Annotated in this window: 12 protein-coding genes; 7 read left to right on the top strand and 5 right to left on the bottom strand. The window is 53.8% G+C overall.

What is annotated here, in order from left to right:
• Window positions 1-8 precede the first annotated feature (8 nt).
• From efp to ACJJI6_RS15060, 3 genes are all read right to left on the bottom strand, one after another.
• On the bottom strand, window positions 9-581 hold the full coding sequence (efp, locus tag ACJJI6_RS15070) for an elongation factor P (RefSeq protein ID WP_108731510.1): 573 nt from the start codon (window positions 579-581) through the stop codon (window positions 9-11).
• Between the two features lie 313 nt (window positions 582-894).
• A complete protein-coding gene (locus ACJJI6_RS15065) occupies window positions 895-1,689 on the bottom strand; it encodes an aldolase (RefSeq protein WP_475711063.1) in 795 nt (264 codons plus the stop codon).
• Window positions 1,690-1,891: 202 nt separating this feature from the next.
• Window positions 1,892-2,602, bottom strand: a complete 711-nt coding sequence (locus ACJJI6_RS15060) for an iron-containing redox enzyme family protein (protein WP_444918856.1) — start codon at window positions 2,600-2,602, stop codon at window positions 1,892-1,894.
• A 750-nt stretch (window positions 2,603-3,352) separates the two neighbouring features.
• Here ACJJI6_RS15060 and epmB point away from each other — a divergent pair.
• Window positions 3,353-4,393 carry an EF-P beta-lysylation protein EpmB gene (gene epmB / locus ACJJI6_RS15055; protein WP_475711062.1) on the top strand — a complete coding sequence of 347 codons (1,041 nt, stop codon included), beginning with the start codon at window positions 3,353-3,355 and terminating at the stop codon, window positions 4,391-4,393.
• A gap of 381 nt (window positions 4,394-4,774) precedes the next feature.
• The gene (locus ACJJI6_RS15050; RefSeq protein ID WP_444926510.1) at window positions 4,775-6,862 is read left to right on the top strand and encodes a GGDEF/EAL domain-containing response regulator; all 2,088 of its coding nucleotides are present in this window, start codon (window positions 4,775-4,777) and stop codon (window positions 6,860-6,862) included.
• Between the two features lie 68 nt (window positions 6,863-6,930).
• On the opposite strand, the gene ACJJI6_RS15045 is transcribed toward ACJJI6_RS15050, so the two are convergent.
• On the bottom strand, window positions 6,931-8,592 hold the full coding sequence (locus ACJJI6_RS15045) for an alkaline phosphatase D family protein (protein ID WP_444892634.1): 1,662 nt from the start codon (window positions 8,590-8,592) through the stop codon (window positions 6,931-6,933).
• 311 nt (window positions 8,593-8,903) lie between these two features.
• Here ACJJI6_RS15045 and ACJJI6_RS15040 point away from each other — a divergent pair, with 311 nt between their 5' ends.
• Window positions 8,904-10,847: a M1 family metallopeptidase gene (locus ACJJI6_RS15040; protein ID WP_475711060.1), complete on the top strand. Its 1,944-nt coding sequence runs from the start codon at window positions 8,904-8,906 to the stop codon at window positions 10,845-10,847.
• Window positions 10,848-11,275: 428 nt separating this feature from the next.
• On the opposite strand, the gene serB is transcribed toward ACJJI6_RS15040, so the two are convergent.
• Window positions 11,276-12,385 (bottom strand): phosphoserine phosphatase SerB, encoded by a 1,110-nt coding sequence (gene serB / locus ACJJI6_RS15035; protein WP_475711059.1) that lies wholly within the window; start codon window positions 12,383-12,385, stop codon window positions 11,276-11,278.
• Between the two features lie 310 nt (window positions 12,386-12,695).
• On the opposite strand from serB, the gene ACJJI6_RS15030 reads away from it, so the two are divergent.
• The 4 genes from ACJJI6_RS15030 (at window position 12,696) to ACJJI6_RS15015 (ending at window position 17,329) form a co-directional block, all read left to right on the top strand.
• Window positions 12,696-13,808 carry a hypothetical protein gene (locus ACJJI6_RS15030; RefSeq protein WP_475711057.1) on the top strand — a complete coding sequence of 371 codons (1,113 nt, stop codon included), beginning with the start codon at window positions 12,696-12,698 and terminating at the stop codon, window positions 13,806-13,808.
• A gap of 98 nt (window positions 13,809-13,906) precedes the next feature.
• Entirely contained in the window at window positions 13,907-14,323 is a 417-nt protein-coding gene (locus ACJJI6_RS15025; RefSeq protein ID WP_444911985.1) for a MerR family transcriptional regulator, read from the top strand.
• Between the two features lie 110 nt (window positions 14,324-14,433).
• On the top strand, window positions 14,434-15,603 hold the full coding sequence (locus ACJJI6_RS15020; RefSeq protein ID WP_475711056.1) for an isovaleryl-CoA dehydrogenase: 1,170 nt from the start codon (window positions 14,434-14,436) through the stop codon (window positions 15,601-15,603).
• 118 nt (window positions 15,604-15,721) lie between these two features.
• On the top strand, window positions 15,722-17,329 hold the full coding sequence (locus ACJJI6_RS15015) for a carboxyl transferase domain-containing protein (protein ID WP_475713461.1): 1,608 nt from the start codon (window positions 15,722-15,724) through the stop codon (window positions 17,327-17,329).
• The last annotated feature ends 28 nt before the right edge of the window (window positions 17,330-17,357 follow it).

Raw genomic sequence — 17,357 nt, 5'->3', positions numbered from 1 at the left:
GGAGGTACTTAGTCTTCCTTGGCACGGCCCAGGTATTCGGCGGTGCGGGTGTCTACCTTGATGGTTTCACCGATTTCCAGGAACAGAGGAACCTTCACAACAGCGCCGGTAGCCAAAGTGGCCGGTTTGGTGCCGCCCTGGGCGGTGTCTCCGCGCAGGCCCGGATCGGTATCGGTAATTTCCAGGATAACGTGGTTGGGCGGAGTAACTGCCAGCGGAGAGCCGTTGTACAGGGTTACAGTGCAGATATCCTGCTCTTTGAGCCATTTTGAAGCATCGCCCACAGCATCGCTGCTGGCTTGGTGCTGCTCAAAAGTCTCGGGCTCCATGAAATGGTAAAACTCGCCATCGTTATACAAGTATTCCATTTCGCGATCCATCACATCCGCCGCTTCCAGGCTTTCACCGGAGCGGAAGGTGCGTTCCCATACGCGACCGGTTTTCAGGTTGCGAAGCTTCACGCGGTTGAACGCCTGGCCCTTACCAGGTTTGACGAATTCGTTTTCCACGATTGAGCAGGGGTCGCCGTCCAGCATCACCTTGAGGCCGCCCTTGAATTCGTTAGTGGAGTAACTAGCCATAGCAAATAGAGCCCTTTAAGTCATTTATCTATATGATTTTTAACGAGTTTTTTGTTTCTAGCCGATTCCGGCCAAGGCTGGGCTAACGCCCTCCGCTTCCGCCACAAATGGTAGCCGCAGGTAACTCGTCTGGCTGGGGAAAAGAGACTTCACCGCCAGCCCTGCATGATGGAGCGGGATTATACAGGAGGGTGGGAGCTTGAACGAATAGCCAGAGAGAAATGGAGGGGAGGCGCTTCGGTTGTTATAGCCAAGCTGCAATTATTGGGGCAGCCGGCAGTGCAATGGGCTTTAGCCCATTGCACAAAAGCACTTAACTTAATGGGTCGTCCCCGCCGCCATAACCTTTTCTCTGCATGCGGCGCACAAAGTAAGCAAAAGTCGCTTGCGTGCGTTTTTCCTGGAGAATCCAGTCGTGGGCTTCGCGGCCCAGTTCGGGATCAATATCCTGGATGGTGCCGGCTGATTCAGCCAATATTTGCAGTTTGGCAGCGCGCTCGCACTGAACCGCCATTACACAAGCTTCCTCTACAGAGCGACAGGCCATAATCAGGCCGTGGTGTCCCAGTAGGATTGCGCGCTTGTCCCCAATAGCGGCGGAAATCAGCTCGCCCTCGCTGTTACCCACGGGTACACCCGGCCAGTCTTTGAGGAAGGCAATATCCTCATACAACATGCAGGCGTCCATATGGGAAATCTTTAGCGGGCGCTCCAGCATGGAAAGCGCACATACGTGCATGGGGTGGGTATGCACGATGCAGTTCACATCGGGGCGCGCCCGGTAGATCCAGGAGTGAAAGCGGTTGGCCGGATTGGCCATGCCCTCTCCGGACAGTACTTCGAGGTCTTCGTTGACCTCCAATAAGTTGGATGAGGTAATTTCATCGAAGCCGAGGCCCAGGCGTTGGGTGTAATAAGTACCGGGTTTTTCCGCGCGGGCGGTAATTTGCCCAGCCAGGCCGGAGTCGTGGCCATCGTTAAATAAAATTCGGCAAGTCAGCGCAAGCTTTTCTCTCAGAGACCACTCGGGGGTGCTGAGGTGCTGTTTCATTGCTTCACTGGCTCGTTTAACCAGTTCGTTTTTTGCCAGTGATAGTGTTTCAGCCATTGTTATCTCCAATTCTCACAGCAAGTCATATTAATTCTGCGATATTTAATAAATTTTCCTTTTTTATTTTCTTATCGCAGAATAATTTTTAAAAACCTAACTCAAAATGATTCGATCTCTGTCGAATTTATGTTGGTGGCATTTCCCTATGCCCGTGCTTTCTCCAACAACACCTGTGAGTGGGTTGATAAGTGCTTGCTCATTAAGCTGTAACAGCTTCAGCTTTTTTATGTTTAGTGGAGTGGTAGGCGGTTTCAATAGAATCGAAGAATTGTAAGCGGGCCTCTACGAGGTGGCGCCCGGCTTCGAGCATTATGTCCAGTTGGCTGGGATCCTTGGAGCCGATATCTACCATAATATCGCGAATGGTTTCTGCATGGCCGTCATCACATTCAATATGCAGCAGGAAAAATTGCATTTCTGCATCGGTTACGCCGCAAGAGCGGAATCCGGCAACAATATCTGTATATAAATCGGGTACCAAGGCTTCGGCTCCCAGGCATAGGGCGCCCAATCCTGCACTGGCCCTGAGGTCCCGACAGTTTTTGAACATGGTATCGATCAGGTGCTGAGTGCCTGGTAAAACTTCTGCGTTTTCCAGGGTCAAACCAAAATGCTCGAGGGTTTCGCGATAGATTTCTGCATGGGGTTTGGGGCTGTCTGGTTCCAGGCCCAGCTCTTCCATTAGATTTTCGGCAAGCTCCAGGACTTCGTGGTTACTCGGGAGGTTTGCCATCATTGCGCAGAGGTATCTAACAAAAAATCCACTGTAGATCCCTTGTTGAACCAAAAATATTTTTAATTCGTCCAGCGTAATGGAACCTTCACGGCAACGCTTCAAGAAAGGATGTGCGCGAGTTTGCTCAATCAGTAGGTCTTTATTGGCTTCAAGCAATTCAAGCTGCATTTCCATTGAGTAATTCCTTTTTGTAATTCTAAACTTACTGTTTGGACACCTTTTAGGTGTTTTATTTGTTTCTTGATAGTGCCCGCCTATGGCGGTGTCGACAAAATGGTTTTTCTTTGCCGGCGTTTAAATTAACACCGAATTATCCCTATTGTGAATAAGGGAATTATGAATTTTTTGGTATTTGTTGGTGGTTTTTAGAAGATGTTTTTTCTAGTGATAAAAATTTTATTAATAAATAATTTTTGCTTTGCTTTATCCTTGCCGAATTTCTCAAGGAGAATGTTTTTTGCTTCCTGAATTCACTGTGGAAATGTCGACTGTGTAGATTTTCTTTATTGCAATGGAGTGTTTTGTGGGGTAGGGGTTTTTATTGGTAGGTAGAGTGAATACTTGCTTCGCCGGTAATGAGTCGGCTCCTAAATTCAGGTAAAGAAGAGTTAAGGCTCTAGTTGCTTAAAGATACAGTCCAACTATCCGATATTTTTCCACAGAAGATTGGTGAAGATTTTTTGATTATGTTTATAGGGTTTCTGCAAAAATAAATTCAGTTTATGTAATTACCCTAGGGAATCGATTTGAGGGTTCAACTAACTCACTAGACAGGGTCTAAAACAGATGCCATTTCTCTGATGGGTCTGTACGAATTCCCATGTCTACCTGGTCACGGCACCCTTCGTGGGGCATCACTGTCAGTGGTGGCGGGAGATTGCAGTGGGGGATCTGATACAATCTCTTATTTTGTAGTGTATCTCCATGATGGCGTCATCATCGGCCCCCGGTATAGAGCTTATCGACACACAGGAATCCCGCTGCTGGCAGGATGAGTTGTCTGATCTGGTCACTGATCCGGCAGAGTTGATTCAATTACTACAGCTAGACCCGCGTAACCTCCCGAAGGCCTTGCAAGCAGCTTCTGGCTTTTCCCTGCGCGTGCCGCGCCCCTTTGTCCGGCGCATGCGTTGCGGCGATCCCGAAGACCCATTGTTGTTACAGGTTTTACCCGGTGCGGATGAGTTGGAGAGAGTGCCGGGATTTAGTGCAGACCCCCTTGAAGAGGCAGAGGCTAACCCTCTGCCTGGAGTTGTTCACAAATACCACGGGCGCCTACTACTGATCACTGCGGGCCAGTGTGCGGTCAATTGTCGTTACTGTTTCCGACGTGAATTCCCCTACGGCGACAACCACCTAACTCGCAGACAGAGCCTGGCAGCTCTAGACTACATTCGCGCGCGCACTGAGCTGCGCGAAGTGATTTTGAGCGGCGGTGATCCTTTGGTAATGAGTGACCGTCAACTGGCCTGGCTCACCGATGAGCTGGCTGAGATTCCCCATGTAGATAAGCTGCGAATTCACAGCCGCCTCCCGATAGTTGCTCCCAGCCGGGTAAACCAGAAAATGTTGGATTGGTTTACCGGTTCCCGCTTGAAGCCCGTGCTGGTGTTGCACTGCAACCACGCCAATGAAATTGATAGTGAGGTGCGGGAGTCTCTGCAAAAGTTGCGAAGCGCAGGGGTCACCCTGCTCAACCAAGCGGTGCTATTAAAAGGCGTCAATGATAGTCGCGAGGCGCTGGGTGCGTTGAGCGAATCCCTCTTTGCAGCAGGAGTACTTCCGTACTATTTGCATCAGCTGGATCGAGTAAATGGTGCCGCACATTTTGAAGTCTCTGATGCGAAAGCGCTGGAGTTAATCGAACATCTCCGCCAGCAGTTACCCGGTTATCTGGTACCCAAACTGGTGCGTGAAATCCCCGGCGTCCCATCAAAGTCCCCGGTAGTTGCTGAGCATAGCTAAACCTCAGCTGATAGCTGTAAGGGTTGTCTTTGTGTATTCGACAGGGATTTTCATGAAGAGAAATAGGTTGGGCGAATAAATATCGCCAAATTGATCTAGGCTAACCCCGTAACGCCCGTGCCAGATATAGTTGGCCGGTCGACCTATTCAGCAGCTGCTATTTCGCTTTATAGCGCTGTATTCAGGGGCTTCTTAGGTTGGGAAAGTTTGGTTAGCGGCTGTGGTTTCGCAAATGGGAAAGGCGGAAGCTTTTATAGGGGAGCGTTGTGTGATTTAGATCACAGGTACCAGTTTGATCTACCCTTGTATGCCATCCTTGACGCCCCCTAAAATTACCGCCAGCGGTAGCTGTGTGCCGCCATTAAAAAAATAGAGCAAATAATGAGTAGCAACGACACAATACGACTTCTCCTGATTCACGATACCCCGTCGGAAGCCCAGCGCCTTGTGAGTATGCTGCACAACGCAGGCCGTCCCAACCGAGCACAGCATGTGGCCAGCGAGGCTGTGTTTAACCGCCTGCTCCAGGATAAAACCTGGGATTTAGTGATCGCGGCTGAAAGCAGTACTCAAGTGCCCCCCTCAGTGGCGTTGCGCACCATCAGCAAGCTGCAAAAAGATGTCCCGGTAATTATGCTGACCGAGCGCACCGGTGCCCAACCCGTGGTGGAAGGTTTGAAGCTCGGAGCCCGCGATGTCGTAGTGGTGGATGAAGACCAACACCTTCTCTTTGTGATACAGCGGGAGCTGGGGGCGCTCGCCAATCGCCGTCAGGCTCGCCTACACGACCGGCGCTATCACGCGACCCTTAACCGTGCCAAGGAGCTACTCGATAGCTCCAAAGATGCCATCGCTTATATATCTGATGGCTTGATCGTCTACGCCAATGACTCCCTTGCAGAGCGCTTTGGTTACGACTCTGGCGAGGACATCGAATACCAGCCACTGATTGATATGCTGGCTGAAAATGAGCAGGAAGAGGGGCGTGAATTCCTCAAAAGCTGCGCTATCGACAACAATGAGCTGGAGGCGAAAGAGTGGAAATTTACCGCTAAGACCGCCTCTGGCGATTCCCTGCCTACCCGCGCAGAGGTACTCAGCACCACCTACGACGATGAGCGCTGTCTGCAGGTGCGTATTGCCTCGCGCCGGGGTGATACGGAGCAATTGGAAGCGCAGCTCAGCGATATCAAGAATCGCGATCCGCTGACCGGGCTTTTCAACCGTCAGCACTTCCTGCAGGTACTGGATTCCAGCATCAAATCTGCAGCGGACTCCCACAATACTGGCGGTCTGATGCTGATAGAAGTGGATCGCTTTGAAGATGAAGTGTTGAAAGTTGTTGGAGTGGCAGGTGCCGACGCACTGCAAAAAGGCATGGCGGAATTACTCAAATCCTGCCAACGCAGTGGCGATACCCTGGCCCGCTACAGTGAAGATGCCTTCTGCCTGCTCAGCCCGAATACAACTCCGGACAGCATCGAGCAACGCGCGCAGGATATATTGAAGAAGATTTCCGATACCATCTTCGATGCAGATGGCAAAACCCTGCAAATTACTGCCTCTATCGGTATTTCCCTGATGAGTGAGGCCTCCAGCGGTGCGCAACAGGTGCTGGACCAAGCGCTATCTGCTCACAAGCAGGCCTTGGGTGAAGAGAAGAAAGGTGGGAATTTTGCGCTCTACGAGCCGGATACTGAAGGTGGTGCCGACGCCGATACCTATCACCGTGCACGGGTGGTACAAGCGCTGGAAGCTGGCAGTCTGAAGTTGCTCTACCAGCCAATCCTCAGTTTGCAGGGAACTGGCGAGCAGCTGTACGAAGTATTGGTGCGTATGCTCGATGACAAGGAAGAGCTGGCGCCGCTGGCCTTCCTGCAGGAACTCGGCGATGCGGGTCTGTCGGCGAAAATGGATCGCTGGGTAATTATTACCGCGATCAAGGCCGCCGCAGCCGCCAGGGCTGAGGGTAAGAATATTTCTTTGATGCTGCATATCACCACTGCTTCACTGGTGGACAGCAGCTTACCCGGCTGGCTGGGGGTTGCCTTCAAAGCTGCCAAGGTTGCGCCGGGAACGGTGATCTTCCAGTTGCGTCAGGAGGATATCAACAGCAACCTGCACGCGGCCCGGGACTTTACCACTCAGGTCCAGCAATTGGGTTGTCGCGTTTCGGTCTGTCATTTCGGCACTGGACTCAATCCGTTCAAGGCTCTTGAGCATGTGAAAGTGGATATCGCCAAGATCGATCCCTCCTTCGTGCGCGAGGTCCAGGATGAAGGCGAGAGCAGTGACTCCCTGGCAGGATTGGTACAGCGCTTGGGTGAGGCGGATACCAAGGTGATAGTGCCCCATATTGAGCAGGCCAGTATGCTGCCGACTTTGTGGCAGACCGGTACTGATTATATTCAGGGGTACTATGTGCAGGCGCCGGCGGAGGATATGAACTTCGATTTCAGTCTCGAATAAACTCTCGCGGTAGGCCTTTAAAAAACCGCACCATCTTTACAGGGGTGCGGTTTTTTATTGCCTGTAAATCAGACGTTGTAGCGGCTGCGTAGGGCCGCAATGGTATTGCGAGCCAGGGCGCCATACTGCGGTGCCGGCTCCGGCACCAGCTCGCCGGAAGTGCTCTCACTCCAGGCACGCTGGATATGGTTCTGCCCGGCTTCCTGCTTATAAATCCTTGCCAGGCTGGCGTTGTAATTCTGACTGGTGACTGTATCCACGTGATACCAGTGGGCCTTGGCGCGGGAGTGGGAAACATCCATCAACAGGTAACCGCGCTGGGTGATCTCCACCCACTTGAGGTGTGGTATTAACCCGTCCATAGCAATCGCTGCAACATCCGTCAGGTGGGATTTGTCCAGGAAGCTGGAGGTTACTCCGGGGGTGACAAATTCTCCGCCGAGGGCGCCGCGTCCGGTCAGGCGCCCGTATTTCAAAATACTGAAAGGATTGCTGGCCAGGTCCCAGGCCCAGGAGCTGTGGATATCTCCAGTGAGGACGACAAAATTGTCGATATTATTGTCGGCAATGTGGTCGAACAGGCGCTCGCGGGATGCGGTGTAACCATCCCACTGGTCCATATTCACAGACAAATCCCGAGCCAGGGTGAGTTGCGCCATCATTACTTGTTGCCCTAATACCCGCCAGCGTACGCCATCCGACTGGGACTGGGTCAGGCTACTGTGCAGCCATTGTTCCTGCTGGGTACCGAGGATGCTGCGCTCCGGGTCGTCGGCGGTCTGCTGATCGAACCAGTTGGCCTGCTCGGAGCGCGCGGCGATGCGGGTATCCAGCATCATCAGGTCCATCAGGTTGCCGAAGCGGAAGCTGCGGTAGATGGCCCTGTCACCAAATAGATCAAAGATGCCGTTATCGCGGATGGGCATCCACTCGAAGTAGGCCTGGTTGGCTACCGAGCGGCGTACAAACCAGTCGCCCTCGCCATCTTGGACATTGTGGTTTTCAGCCCCGCCGGCCCAGGCGTTGTTAGTGGTTTCATGGTCGTCCCAGACACAGATAAATGGGTGTTGGCGGTGTACCTCCTGTAAATCCGGGTCGGAGCGGTACTGGGCGTAGCGCAGGCGGTAATCCTGAATATCCACCATTTCCTTGGCGGGGACTGGCTCTCGCCCCAGGCCCGTGCCGGTACCGTAGCCACCGGGTCCGTACTCGTAGATGTAATCCCCCAGGTGCAGTACCACATCCAGGTCTGCACGCAGGGCAATTTCCCGGTAAACATTGAAATAACCCATGGGATAGTTGGAGCAGCTGGTAACCGCAAAGCGCAGCTTATCCACATGGCCGATGGGCAGGGTGCGGGTGCGGCCTATGGGCGAGTCGATACCGTTAGAGTAGAAACGGTAGTAGTAACTGGTGCCGGGTTGCAGACCGCTGGCATCCACTTTGATGGTGTAGTCCACATCGGGCCCGGTAATACCGCTGCCGCTATTGATCACCATGGCCATTTCCGGGTCCAGGGCGATCTGCCAGGTGTAGGGCACCATGGACTGGAATTCCGGATCGGCGGATGGGGTGATACGGGTCCAGAGAATTACGCGATCTGCCAGGGGGTCACCGCTGGCCACGCCGTGCTGGAAGGGCTCCTGGCCGGAACCGTAGGCTTTCAGTAGGGGCAGGGCTGCCAGGCTTGCGCCGGAAAATTGTAGAAACCGCCTCCGGGACAGAGACATGGGGTTCTCCTTGTAGTGCTTGTTATAAAAGAACCGCAGTCTGAATCTGGAAAGTGAACGATGTATTAATTCCCGGTCAGTATTTTTCCTCCCTTACTGCTATTAGTCATGAAATTCGTCCTAGGGCGACGAAACTGAGACATTAATCTGGTTTATTGGCAAAACGCGGCATGACCGTCGGTACCCGTGGCTCGAGCGGGTGATCGGTGTGCCCGCTTACGGCGGGTATAGAGTCCCCTGTCGTTTCTCATCTGCGCTCTGTCAGGTATCCTGTGGCGCAAATTGAAAAGCTGAACTCAGGGAGTAGACCCATGTTGCCCCGTTTACTGTGTACCAGTCTTATCGTTGGCGGCCTTGCCGTTGCCGGTGGCTGTTCCAAGTCGGAGCCTTCTAAGGCCGAATTAGACAGTGCGAGCGCGCCGATGAAGGCGTCCGCTGTGATCGAGAAGAAGCCGGGTGTTGAAAAAGCGCCGCAGTCCGGTGTGGATTACCACTCTTTCGCCAACAGCAATGATTACCAGATTCAGCACCTGGATCTGGACCTGACTGTCGACTTCTCCCGCAAGGTTCTCGAAGGCGAAGCCAAGCTGGACTTCAAGCGCCTCAACGACAAGAACCTGCCGATGGTGCTCGATACCCGCGAGCTGGAAGTGGTTTCTGTGTCCGCCGATGGCGCGCCAGTAAAATTCTCCATGGGCGAGAAAGACAGTCACCTGGGCACCCCGCTAAATATTGAGCTGCCGGAAGATGCCGACAGCATTACTATCCGCTACCGCACAGCGCCGGGCGCTTCTGGCGTGCAGTGGTTGGAGCCCCAGCAGACTGCGGGTAAAAAGCATCCGTTCCTGTTTACCCAGGCCCAGGCGATCCATGCGCGCAGCTTTATTCCGCTGCAGGATTCCCCGAAAGTTCGTCTCACTTACAACGCCACTGTACGCACTCCGAAAGAACTGCGCGCAGTCATGAGTGCGAACAATGACCCGCAGTCAGCCAAAGATGGCGTCTACGAGTTTGAAATGCCCCAGCGCATTCCCTCCTATTTGATTGCCCTGGCGGTTGGTGACCTGAAGTTCAAGCCCATGGGCGAGCGTACCGGTGTCTACGCTGAGCCCTCCATGCTGGAATCTGCAGCGGCGGAGTTTGCCGATACCGAATCTATGCTGGAAGTGACCGAAAAGGCTTATGGCCCCTACCACTGGGATCGTTACGACCTGCTGATTCTGCCGCCCAGCTTCCCCTTCGGCGGTATGGAAAACCCGCGCCTTAGCTTTATCACTCCGACGGTGATCGCCGGCGATAAGAGCCTAGTAGCCCTGATTGCCCACGAACTGGCCCACTCCTGGTCCGGCAACCTGGTGACTAATGCCAGCTGGCGAGACCTTTGGCTGAATGAAGGTTTCACCACCTACCTGACTAACCGCATTATGCAGTTCGTCTACGGTGATGAGCGCTACCAGATGGAAATGGCCCTGGGCTATGACGACCTGCAAGCGGATCTGGCTGATAAAGAGCCTCGCGATGAGATTATGGCGATCGACCTGCGCGGACGTGACCCCGATGAAGTCTTCTCCAATATTCCCTACGAGAAAGGCTCCCTGTTCCTGTATGAGCTGGAGCAGAAAGTAGGTCGCGAAGCGTTTGACCGCTTCCTGATGGAGTACTTCAACCACTTCTCCTTCCAGAGCATCACCACCGAAGACTTCGTTAAGTACCTCGACAAAACCCTGCTGGTTGAGCACGCTGACAAGCTGGACCGCGATCGTATCCTTCAGTGGATCTTCGATCCGGGTATTCCCGAAGGTGCGCCGCATCCGCAGTCCGATGCCTTCACTAAATTAGATCCAGTGCGTCAACAGTGGTTGGACGGCAAACTGGCGGCGAAGGATATCGATACCAAAGGTTGGACTTTCCACCAGTGGAAGTACTTCCTCGATGGTATGCCGGAGAAACTGACGGAAGCGCAGTTGAAGGAATTGGACGGCGCCTTTGGCCTGACCGAATCCCGCAATAACGAAGTGGCTTTCAGCTGGCTGATGATTGCAGTGCGCAACGACTACGAGCCGGCCTTCGAGCGCCTTGAGAATTTCCTCACCAGTATCGGCCGCAACAAGTTCCTGCGCCCGCTGTATCGCAATATGGTTGAGACCGGTAAAAAAGATGTGGCTGCACGCATTTTTGAGCGCGCCAAGGTGGGTTATCACCCGCTGACGGTGAAAGTAAATAGCCTGGTAATTTACGGTAAGAAAGAGAGTTAATCGCTCTCTTTTCCCAGTTGTCGCAATTCCCATAGGTCAATATGTGAGTTGCGGCAACTCTCCCCTTTCTTTTTCCCTTCCACTTTGGCTAATGCTAAAGTTGTGCTCCACAAAATATTTTTTATGGGCATTCTTTCAGTTTGTTTTTATAGCTAAGTGAACTGGTACGGTAGCGTGATTAATACGCCAGATTTCTGGCATGAAAATCATTAAACGGCTGTTCAAATGGATTGCCTTTGCGTACTCTGCTGCCCAGAGATTTTACTCAGGAAGGGAGGCACCTATGTATAAACGGGCTTTATTAATAGTTGTCCTGGGGCTTTTTCTTGCCAGTTGTGGGCAGAAACCCGGGCCCAGTGCTTGCACAGATCACAACAAGCGGCCGAGTTTCCCTTTTCCTCACGCGATGCTTTAAGAGCTAAGCCGGGTTATACCCCGAGCTTGGCAATTTGTTGGTCATTGAGACCAAATAAGTAGAGGGCGGCGTCCAGGCCAAACAGATTGATGGCCTGGGGGGCCTGTAGCCTCACCTTGGGCTTGGGGTGAATGGCGATACCCAGCTCCCCTAAATTCAACATGGGAATATCGTTGGCGCCGTCACCCATAGCAACAACACTTTCCAGTGCCAAATCTAAGCTTCCGGCAATTTCCTGCAGTAACTTGCGTTTACGATCGCCATCAATAATGGGTTCCACTACTTCGCCGGTGAGGGCCCCTTCGGCAAATGTCAGTTCATTGGCATGGATATAATCCAGGGGCAGGCGCTCTCGCTGCAGGAATTCTGCGAAGTAGGTAAAGCCGCCAGAAAGCAGTGCCGTTTTGCAGCCCAGTGCGCGCAAGGCTGCCAGCAATTCATAGGCCCCTTCTTTTAACGGCAATTCCCGGGCAATTTCTGCCAAACGCTGCTCTGAAAACCCTTTTAGCAAGGCCATGCGCCGTTTAAAGCTCTCGCAGAAATCCATGTCACCGGCCATTGTGGCCTGAGTAATGGCGGCGACCTGATCACCGATACCGGTAATTTTTGCCAGTTCATCGATAACCTCGGCATCGATGAGGGTTGAATCCATATCAAAGCCCGCCAGCTTTGGCACCCTCTGGGTAACAGAAGCCTGGATTGTTAGGTCTACTCCCAACTCATCGGCCACTCCAAGGCAGGCCAGGCGCGCGGTGTCAAAATCGAGATCGCCATCAATTTGGAAGCGGATTACGGTGCGATCGCGTCTTTGTGCCAAAGTATCAGCGGCGAATAGGCTCCACTGTTGTTCATCAAAAAATCGCAGAAGGTATTGGAGTTGGGATAGGGAGGCAGAGGGGCTCAGCAGGGTGATACACCAAATGGCTTCAAGTGCACTCGGTTCTTCGGGGGGCGGGGTAAAGTCCGTAGCCTCACCGGGAAAAGGGGCTTCACCGGAATACTCCAGGCCGAGCTTGGCGGTATGATCTCGATAGCTCAGGTAGCGCAGGGTGCCACTTCCTGGAGCCTGGGAAATCTGTTTCAGGGAGAGGTGGAATTCCTGTGAATTTATTTGATCACCCATAAGCTCTGTCCCGATTGAATTAAATGTCCGGCGCATTATAGCTCTTATGAGATTCTTCGCTAAAATTGCCGGGCTTTAATTTCATTGATTGCCGGTCAGCAGGGATTTTAATGGGCTCAGTTCGAATGGGGAGTAAAATTTCTTTTCGAATTGTGCGAGTTGAGTTGAACTAATTCGCCGCCTGCTTTACCAATCGCTCAGGAATTAATTGGGTATGCACAATTTTGGTGCCTACCGTTAAAATGCTCGCTGCTCCAAAACAGCTGGGGCAATAGTAAAAAAACAATACGCAAGATGTCTGCCGCCGTTTATGTCAGTTTCCATTGTATCTATTCTTCGCAAAATACCGGCTCAATTAGCACAGTTGTCCAAACGCGCCCGTCAGCGCCTATTGGCACTGGTTATCTGGGTGACACTGGCAATATTCTGTGCGGCGGCACTGGGGCATTTTTATGGTCAGCAGCGCGATGGTCAGATAGAGCGAGACAGAATTACTGCAAAGGCGGCTGCGACTATTCTCGCGGGGCAGAGCCTGGAGAGTATTGTGGCCGGGGATCGTATCAGCTTACAGCTGATCGCTCGCCAACTGCTGGAGCTTCCAATGGTTTCCGGCATTTTAATTGAGGATGTGGAATCGAATTCCCTGGCCGAAGTGGGGGACCTGAAAGAGGGGGAGACGATCACCGAGCCAGTGGTCCTGCACGATAGTATTGCCGGCAATATTACCGTAGCGTTTGAGCCTGGTAATTCCGTTACCTTCCCTTGGGCCAGCTTGTTGCTGACCCTCGTTTTTGCCCTGCCATTTAGTGCAGCTGCGGCCCTGCTTACCGGTAGCTTGTCCCGGGAGCGCAAATTGCCCGCACAAGTTACTGAGTCTGCTCAAGCTGTAGCTGAAGTTACCGAGCCCAGCGTTGGGCTTTATCTTCGCCCCCTTAACTGGGCGCAGTTGGGCAACCAGTTAAGTCGCAGTGCCCTGGAGGGTTTGCAGCGGGAGCTAGATGGACGCATGCGTTTGCTGCAGCGCATATACGGTGCCACCCCCCTGAGTTGCGCCGGGCCACAGATCGGCCTGGATTTCACTGGAACTGATGCGGCCTTCCGCGCAGTCTGCTGTGGTTTATTGCTGCGGGAGATGCAGAGCGTTAGCCGTGCGACCGGTTTGAAGCTGGCTCTGGCGGTAGTCCCATCCCAGCCACAGAGTCCGGATTTCTGTGCCGATCAGCTACTCAACCAGTCCCGCGGCTTGTTTTTGCACCCAGAGCTTCTTGAAGACAGTTCCCTGGTGGGGCGAATTGAGCACCACGGTGCCGGTTGGGCATTGGAGGTGACCGGCCTAACCCCTTCCTATCAAAAACTTCTCAACAATCAGCTTCAACAGCTGCTCGGCGCTGAGTCTACTCCCCACAGGACCCCCGTGGGCTAAGTGACTGGAAGTGCCTTAGGGTTCTTTTTTGGCGCGTGCTTTACGTTTACGTTAACGTAAACTCTTGCTAGGCTTGATGGCATCTTGAGGAAGTCGTTATGAAAGCAGAAGCTAGCCAAATGGAGCCCCATAGTTACAGCATTTCCGAGCTGGCGCGGGAGTTCGATATCACTACTCGCGCCATCCGCTTCTATGAGGACAAGGGCCTGCTCAATCCGGAGCGTCGCGGCCAGACTCGTGTCTATAGTCCCGAAGAGCGTGTGCGCCTAAAGCTGATCCTGCGCGGAAAGCGGCTGGGATTCTCCCTGGATGAGAGCCGCGAAATTATCGATATGTACGACCCGGCCCACGGCAATGTAGAGCAGTTGCACCGTCTATTGGAGCGCATCGCGCAAAAGCGACTGCAGTTACAACAGCAACTGCGGGATATCGAAAGCCTCATGGAAGAGCTGGATGAAGCTGAATCCAGGGCCCGTGAGTCCCTGGCGCAAAGCGATGACAGCAGCGTTTCCTAAACAGATTTCGGCACTGTGCCAAGAGTGGCGCAGTTGCCTCATGTGGTATTGAACAGCCGCCAAGGCGGTTATTTGAATTAAAGACATTTTTAAATATCAGTGGAGCCGTTATGAACACCTCCTACCCAACCCTGAATTTCGGTCTCGGTGAAGACATCGATATGCTCCGTGACATGGTTTACAAGTTCTGCCAGGCGGAGCTGGCCCCGCGCGCGGCGCAGATCGATGAAGACAACCTGTTTCCAGCGGACATGTGGAAAAAGTTTGGCGAGCTGGGTCTGCTGGGCATGACCGTGGAAGAGGAGTTCGGCGGTTCCAATATGGGTTACCTGGCACACGCTGTGGCCATGGAAGAGATTTCCCGCGCCTCTGCTTCTGTGGGCTTGTCCTACGGTGCCCACTCCAACCTGTGCGTAAACCAGATCCGTAAAAATGGTACCCGCGAGCAGAAGCTCAAGTACCTGCCCAAGCTGTGTTCCGGTGAACATGTAGGCGCCTTGGCCATGAGTGAACCCAACTCCGGTTCCGACGTGGTAAGTCTGCAACTGCGCGCCGAGAAGCGCGGTGATCGCTTTATTTTGAACGGCAATAAAATGTGGATCACCAACGGTCCCGATGCCGATATCTACGTGATCTACGCTCGCACTGAGCCGGGCATCAGCTCCGGTGGTATCACTGCATTTATCGTTGAGCGCGGTTTCGCCGGCTTCTCCCAGGCGCAAAAGCTCGACAAGCTGGGCATGCGCGGTTCCAACACCTGTGAGCTGGTGTTCGAAGACTGTGAAGTGCCGGAAGAAAATATCCTCGGTGAACTGAACGGCGGTGTACGCGTATTGATGAGCGGTCTCGACTACGAGCGCACGATTCTCTCCGGAGGCCCTGTCGGTATTATGCAGGCCTGCCTGGATGTGGTGGTTCCCTATATTCACGAGCGCAAGCAGTTCGGCAAGGCCATCGGTGAGTTCCAGCTGATGCAGGGTAAGATCGCCGATATGTACGCTGACCTGAATGCCAGCCGCTCTTACCTGTACGCTGTGGCCCGGGCTTGTGATCGCGGTGAGGACTCGCGCAAGGACGCCGCCGCAGTAATCCTGTTTACTGCGGAGCGCGCAACCCAGATGGCCCTGCAGGCCATTCAGACCTTGGGCGGCAATGGCTATATCAACGAGTACGCCACCGGTCGCCTGTTGCGCGATGCCAAGCTCTACGAAATCGGCGCGGGCACTTCTGAAGTGCGCCGTATGCTGATTGGTCGCGAGCTGTTTAAAGAGACCCGCTAAGGCTGGGCATTTCTTCTCGCCGCCGACGCCTGTCGGCGGCAGCTGTCTCCAGCCGGGCACTGCGGCAATAAGCTGCGCCCTGTGGAGGTCTTTTCTCCGGGAAAGTGAATCGGACTTTATGAATCAGTTGCAGAGCAAAATAAACACGCGCGATGCCGCCTTTGGCGAAAACCGCGAGCAGATGCAGGCGCTGGTGGCAGACCTGCGCGAGAAAGTGGAAGCCATCGCCCAGGGCGGCGGCGAGCGCGCAAGGGAAAAACACCTGGCGCGAGGAAAATTATTGCCACGGGACCGTATCGATGCGCTGCTCGATCCGGGTAGTCCTTTTATGGAATTTTCCCAGCTGGCCGCTCACGAGGTTTATGGTGAAGATGTCCCGGCCGCGGGCATTATTACCGGCATCGGCACCGTCTCCGGTCAGCCCTGTGTGATAGTGGCCAACGATGCCACTGTAAAAGGTGGAACCTATTATCCCCTCACAGTAAAAAAACACCTGCGTGCGCAGACCATCGCCGAACAGAACAATCTGCCGTGCATTTACCTGGTGGATTCCGGTGGTGCCAATTTGCCGCGCCAGGACGACGTTTTCCCAGACCGAGAGCACTTCGGTCGCATCTTCTTTAACCAAGCCAATCTCTCTGCACAGAATATTCCGCAGATCGCGGTGGTTATGGGGAGCTGCACCGCCGGTGGAGCCTATGTGCCGGCCATGGCAGACGAATCCATTATGGTGAAAGAGCAGGCCACCATCTTCCTGGCGGGCCCGCCCCTGGTGAAAGCGGCCACCGGTGAAGAAGTCTCCGCGGAGGAACTCGGCGGTGCCGAGGTGCACTGTCGCACTTCCGGGGTTTCCGATCACTACGCCAATAACGATGTACATGCGTTGCAGTTGGCGCGCCGCTCTGTAGCGTGCCTGAATCGTATCAAAAATCCCGGCCTGGATATCCAAAAGCCAGTGGAGCCGATTTATCCACCGGAAGACATTTACGGCGTGGTGCCCAAAGATTCGCGCCAGCCGTTTGACGTGCGCGAGATTATCGCGCGGGTTGTGGACGGATCTGAGTTCGATGAATTTAAAGCGTTGTACGGCACCACCCTGGTAACCGGTTTTGCCCGTATCCAGGGCTACCCGGTGGGAATTGTTGCCAATAACGGCATCCTGTTTGCGGAGAGTGCGCAGAAGGGCGCGCACTTTATTGAGTTGTGCGCGCAGCGCAAGATTCCATTGGTTTTCCTGCAAAATATCACTGGTTTCATGGTGGGCAAACAGTACGAGGCGGGCGGCATCGCCAAACACGGCGCCAAGATGGTGACCGCTGTCGCTACCGCCAAGGTGCCCAAAATTACCATCCTTATCGGCGGCTCTTTCGGCGCCGGTAACTACGGTATGTGTGGCCGCGCCTACGATCCCAACTTCCTGTTTATGTGGCCCAATGCGCGCATCTCGGTGATGGGAGGGGAACAGGCTGCTGGCGTATTGGCCCAGGTGAAGCGCGACCAGATGGCCGCCCGAGGGGAATCCTGGAGCGAAGAGGAAGAGCGCCAGTTTAAGCAGCCGATTGTGGATAACTACGAACACCAGGGGCACCCATACTACGCCTCCGCGCGCTTGTGGGATGACGGCGTTATCGATCCGGCGGATACTCGCCGCGTGCTCGGTCTGTGCCTGGCGGCGGCCAGCCACAAGGAACCGGAAGAGACCAAGTTCGGCGTGTTCCGCATGTAAGGAACCGTGGTTGCGGCGCCAGCGAAAT

The organism is Microbulbifer maximicatervae (SeqCode) (assembly GCF_056232625.1).
This window is presented reverse-complemented; position numbering and strand designations above follow the sequence as displayed.

Bases quoted from the DNA above. Each gene is read 5' to 3' on its own strand.
- ACJJI6_RS15050 (WP_444926510.1), top strand. From the start codon at position 4,775: ATGAGTAGCAACGACACAATACGACTTCTCCTGATTCACGATACCCCG.
- ACJJI6_RS15040 (WP_475711060.1), top strand. From the start codon at position 8,904: ATGTTGCCCCGTTTACTGTGTACCAGTCTTATCGTTGGCGGCCTTGCC.
- ACJJI6_RS15025 (WP_444911985.1), top strand. From the start codon at position 13,907: ATGAAAGCAGAAGCTAGCCAAATGGAGCCCCATAGTTACAGCATTTCC.
- ACJJI6_RS15045 (WP_444892634.1), bottom strand. From the start codon at position 8,592: ATGTCTCTGTCCCGGAGGCGGTTTCTACAATTTTCCGGCGCAAGCCTG.
- ACJJI6_RS15060 (WP_444918856.1), bottom strand. From the start codon at position 2,602: ATGGAAATGCAGCTTGAATTGCTTGAAGCCAATAAAGACCTACTGATT.
- serB (WP_475711059.1), bottom strand. From the start codon at position 12,385: ATGGGTGATCAAATAAATTCACAGGAATTCCACCTCTCCCTGAAACAG.
- ACJJI6_RS15030 (WP_475711057.1), top strand. From the start codon at position 12,696: ATGTCAGTTTCCATTGTATCTATTCTTCGCAAAATACCGGCTCAATTA.
- ACJJI6_RS15015 (WP_475713461.1), top strand. From the start codon at position 15,722: ATGAATCAGTTGCAGAGCAAAATAAACACGCGCGATGCCGCCTTTGGC.
- epmB (WP_475711062.1), top strand. From the start codon at position 3,353: ATGATGGCGTCATCATCGGCCCCCGGTATAGAGCTTATCGACACACAG.
- ACJJI6_RS15065 (WP_475711063.1), bottom strand. From the start codon at position 1,689: ATGGCTGAAACACTATCACTGGCAAAAAACGAACTGGTTAAACGAGCC.
- ACJJI6_RS15020 (WP_475711056.1), top strand. From the start codon at position 14,434: ATGAACACCTCCTACCCAACCCTGAATTTCGGTCTCGGTGAAGACATC.
- efp (WP_108731510.1), bottom strand. From the start codon at position 581: ATGGCTAGTTACTCCACTAACGAATTCAAGGGCGGCCTCAAGGTGATG.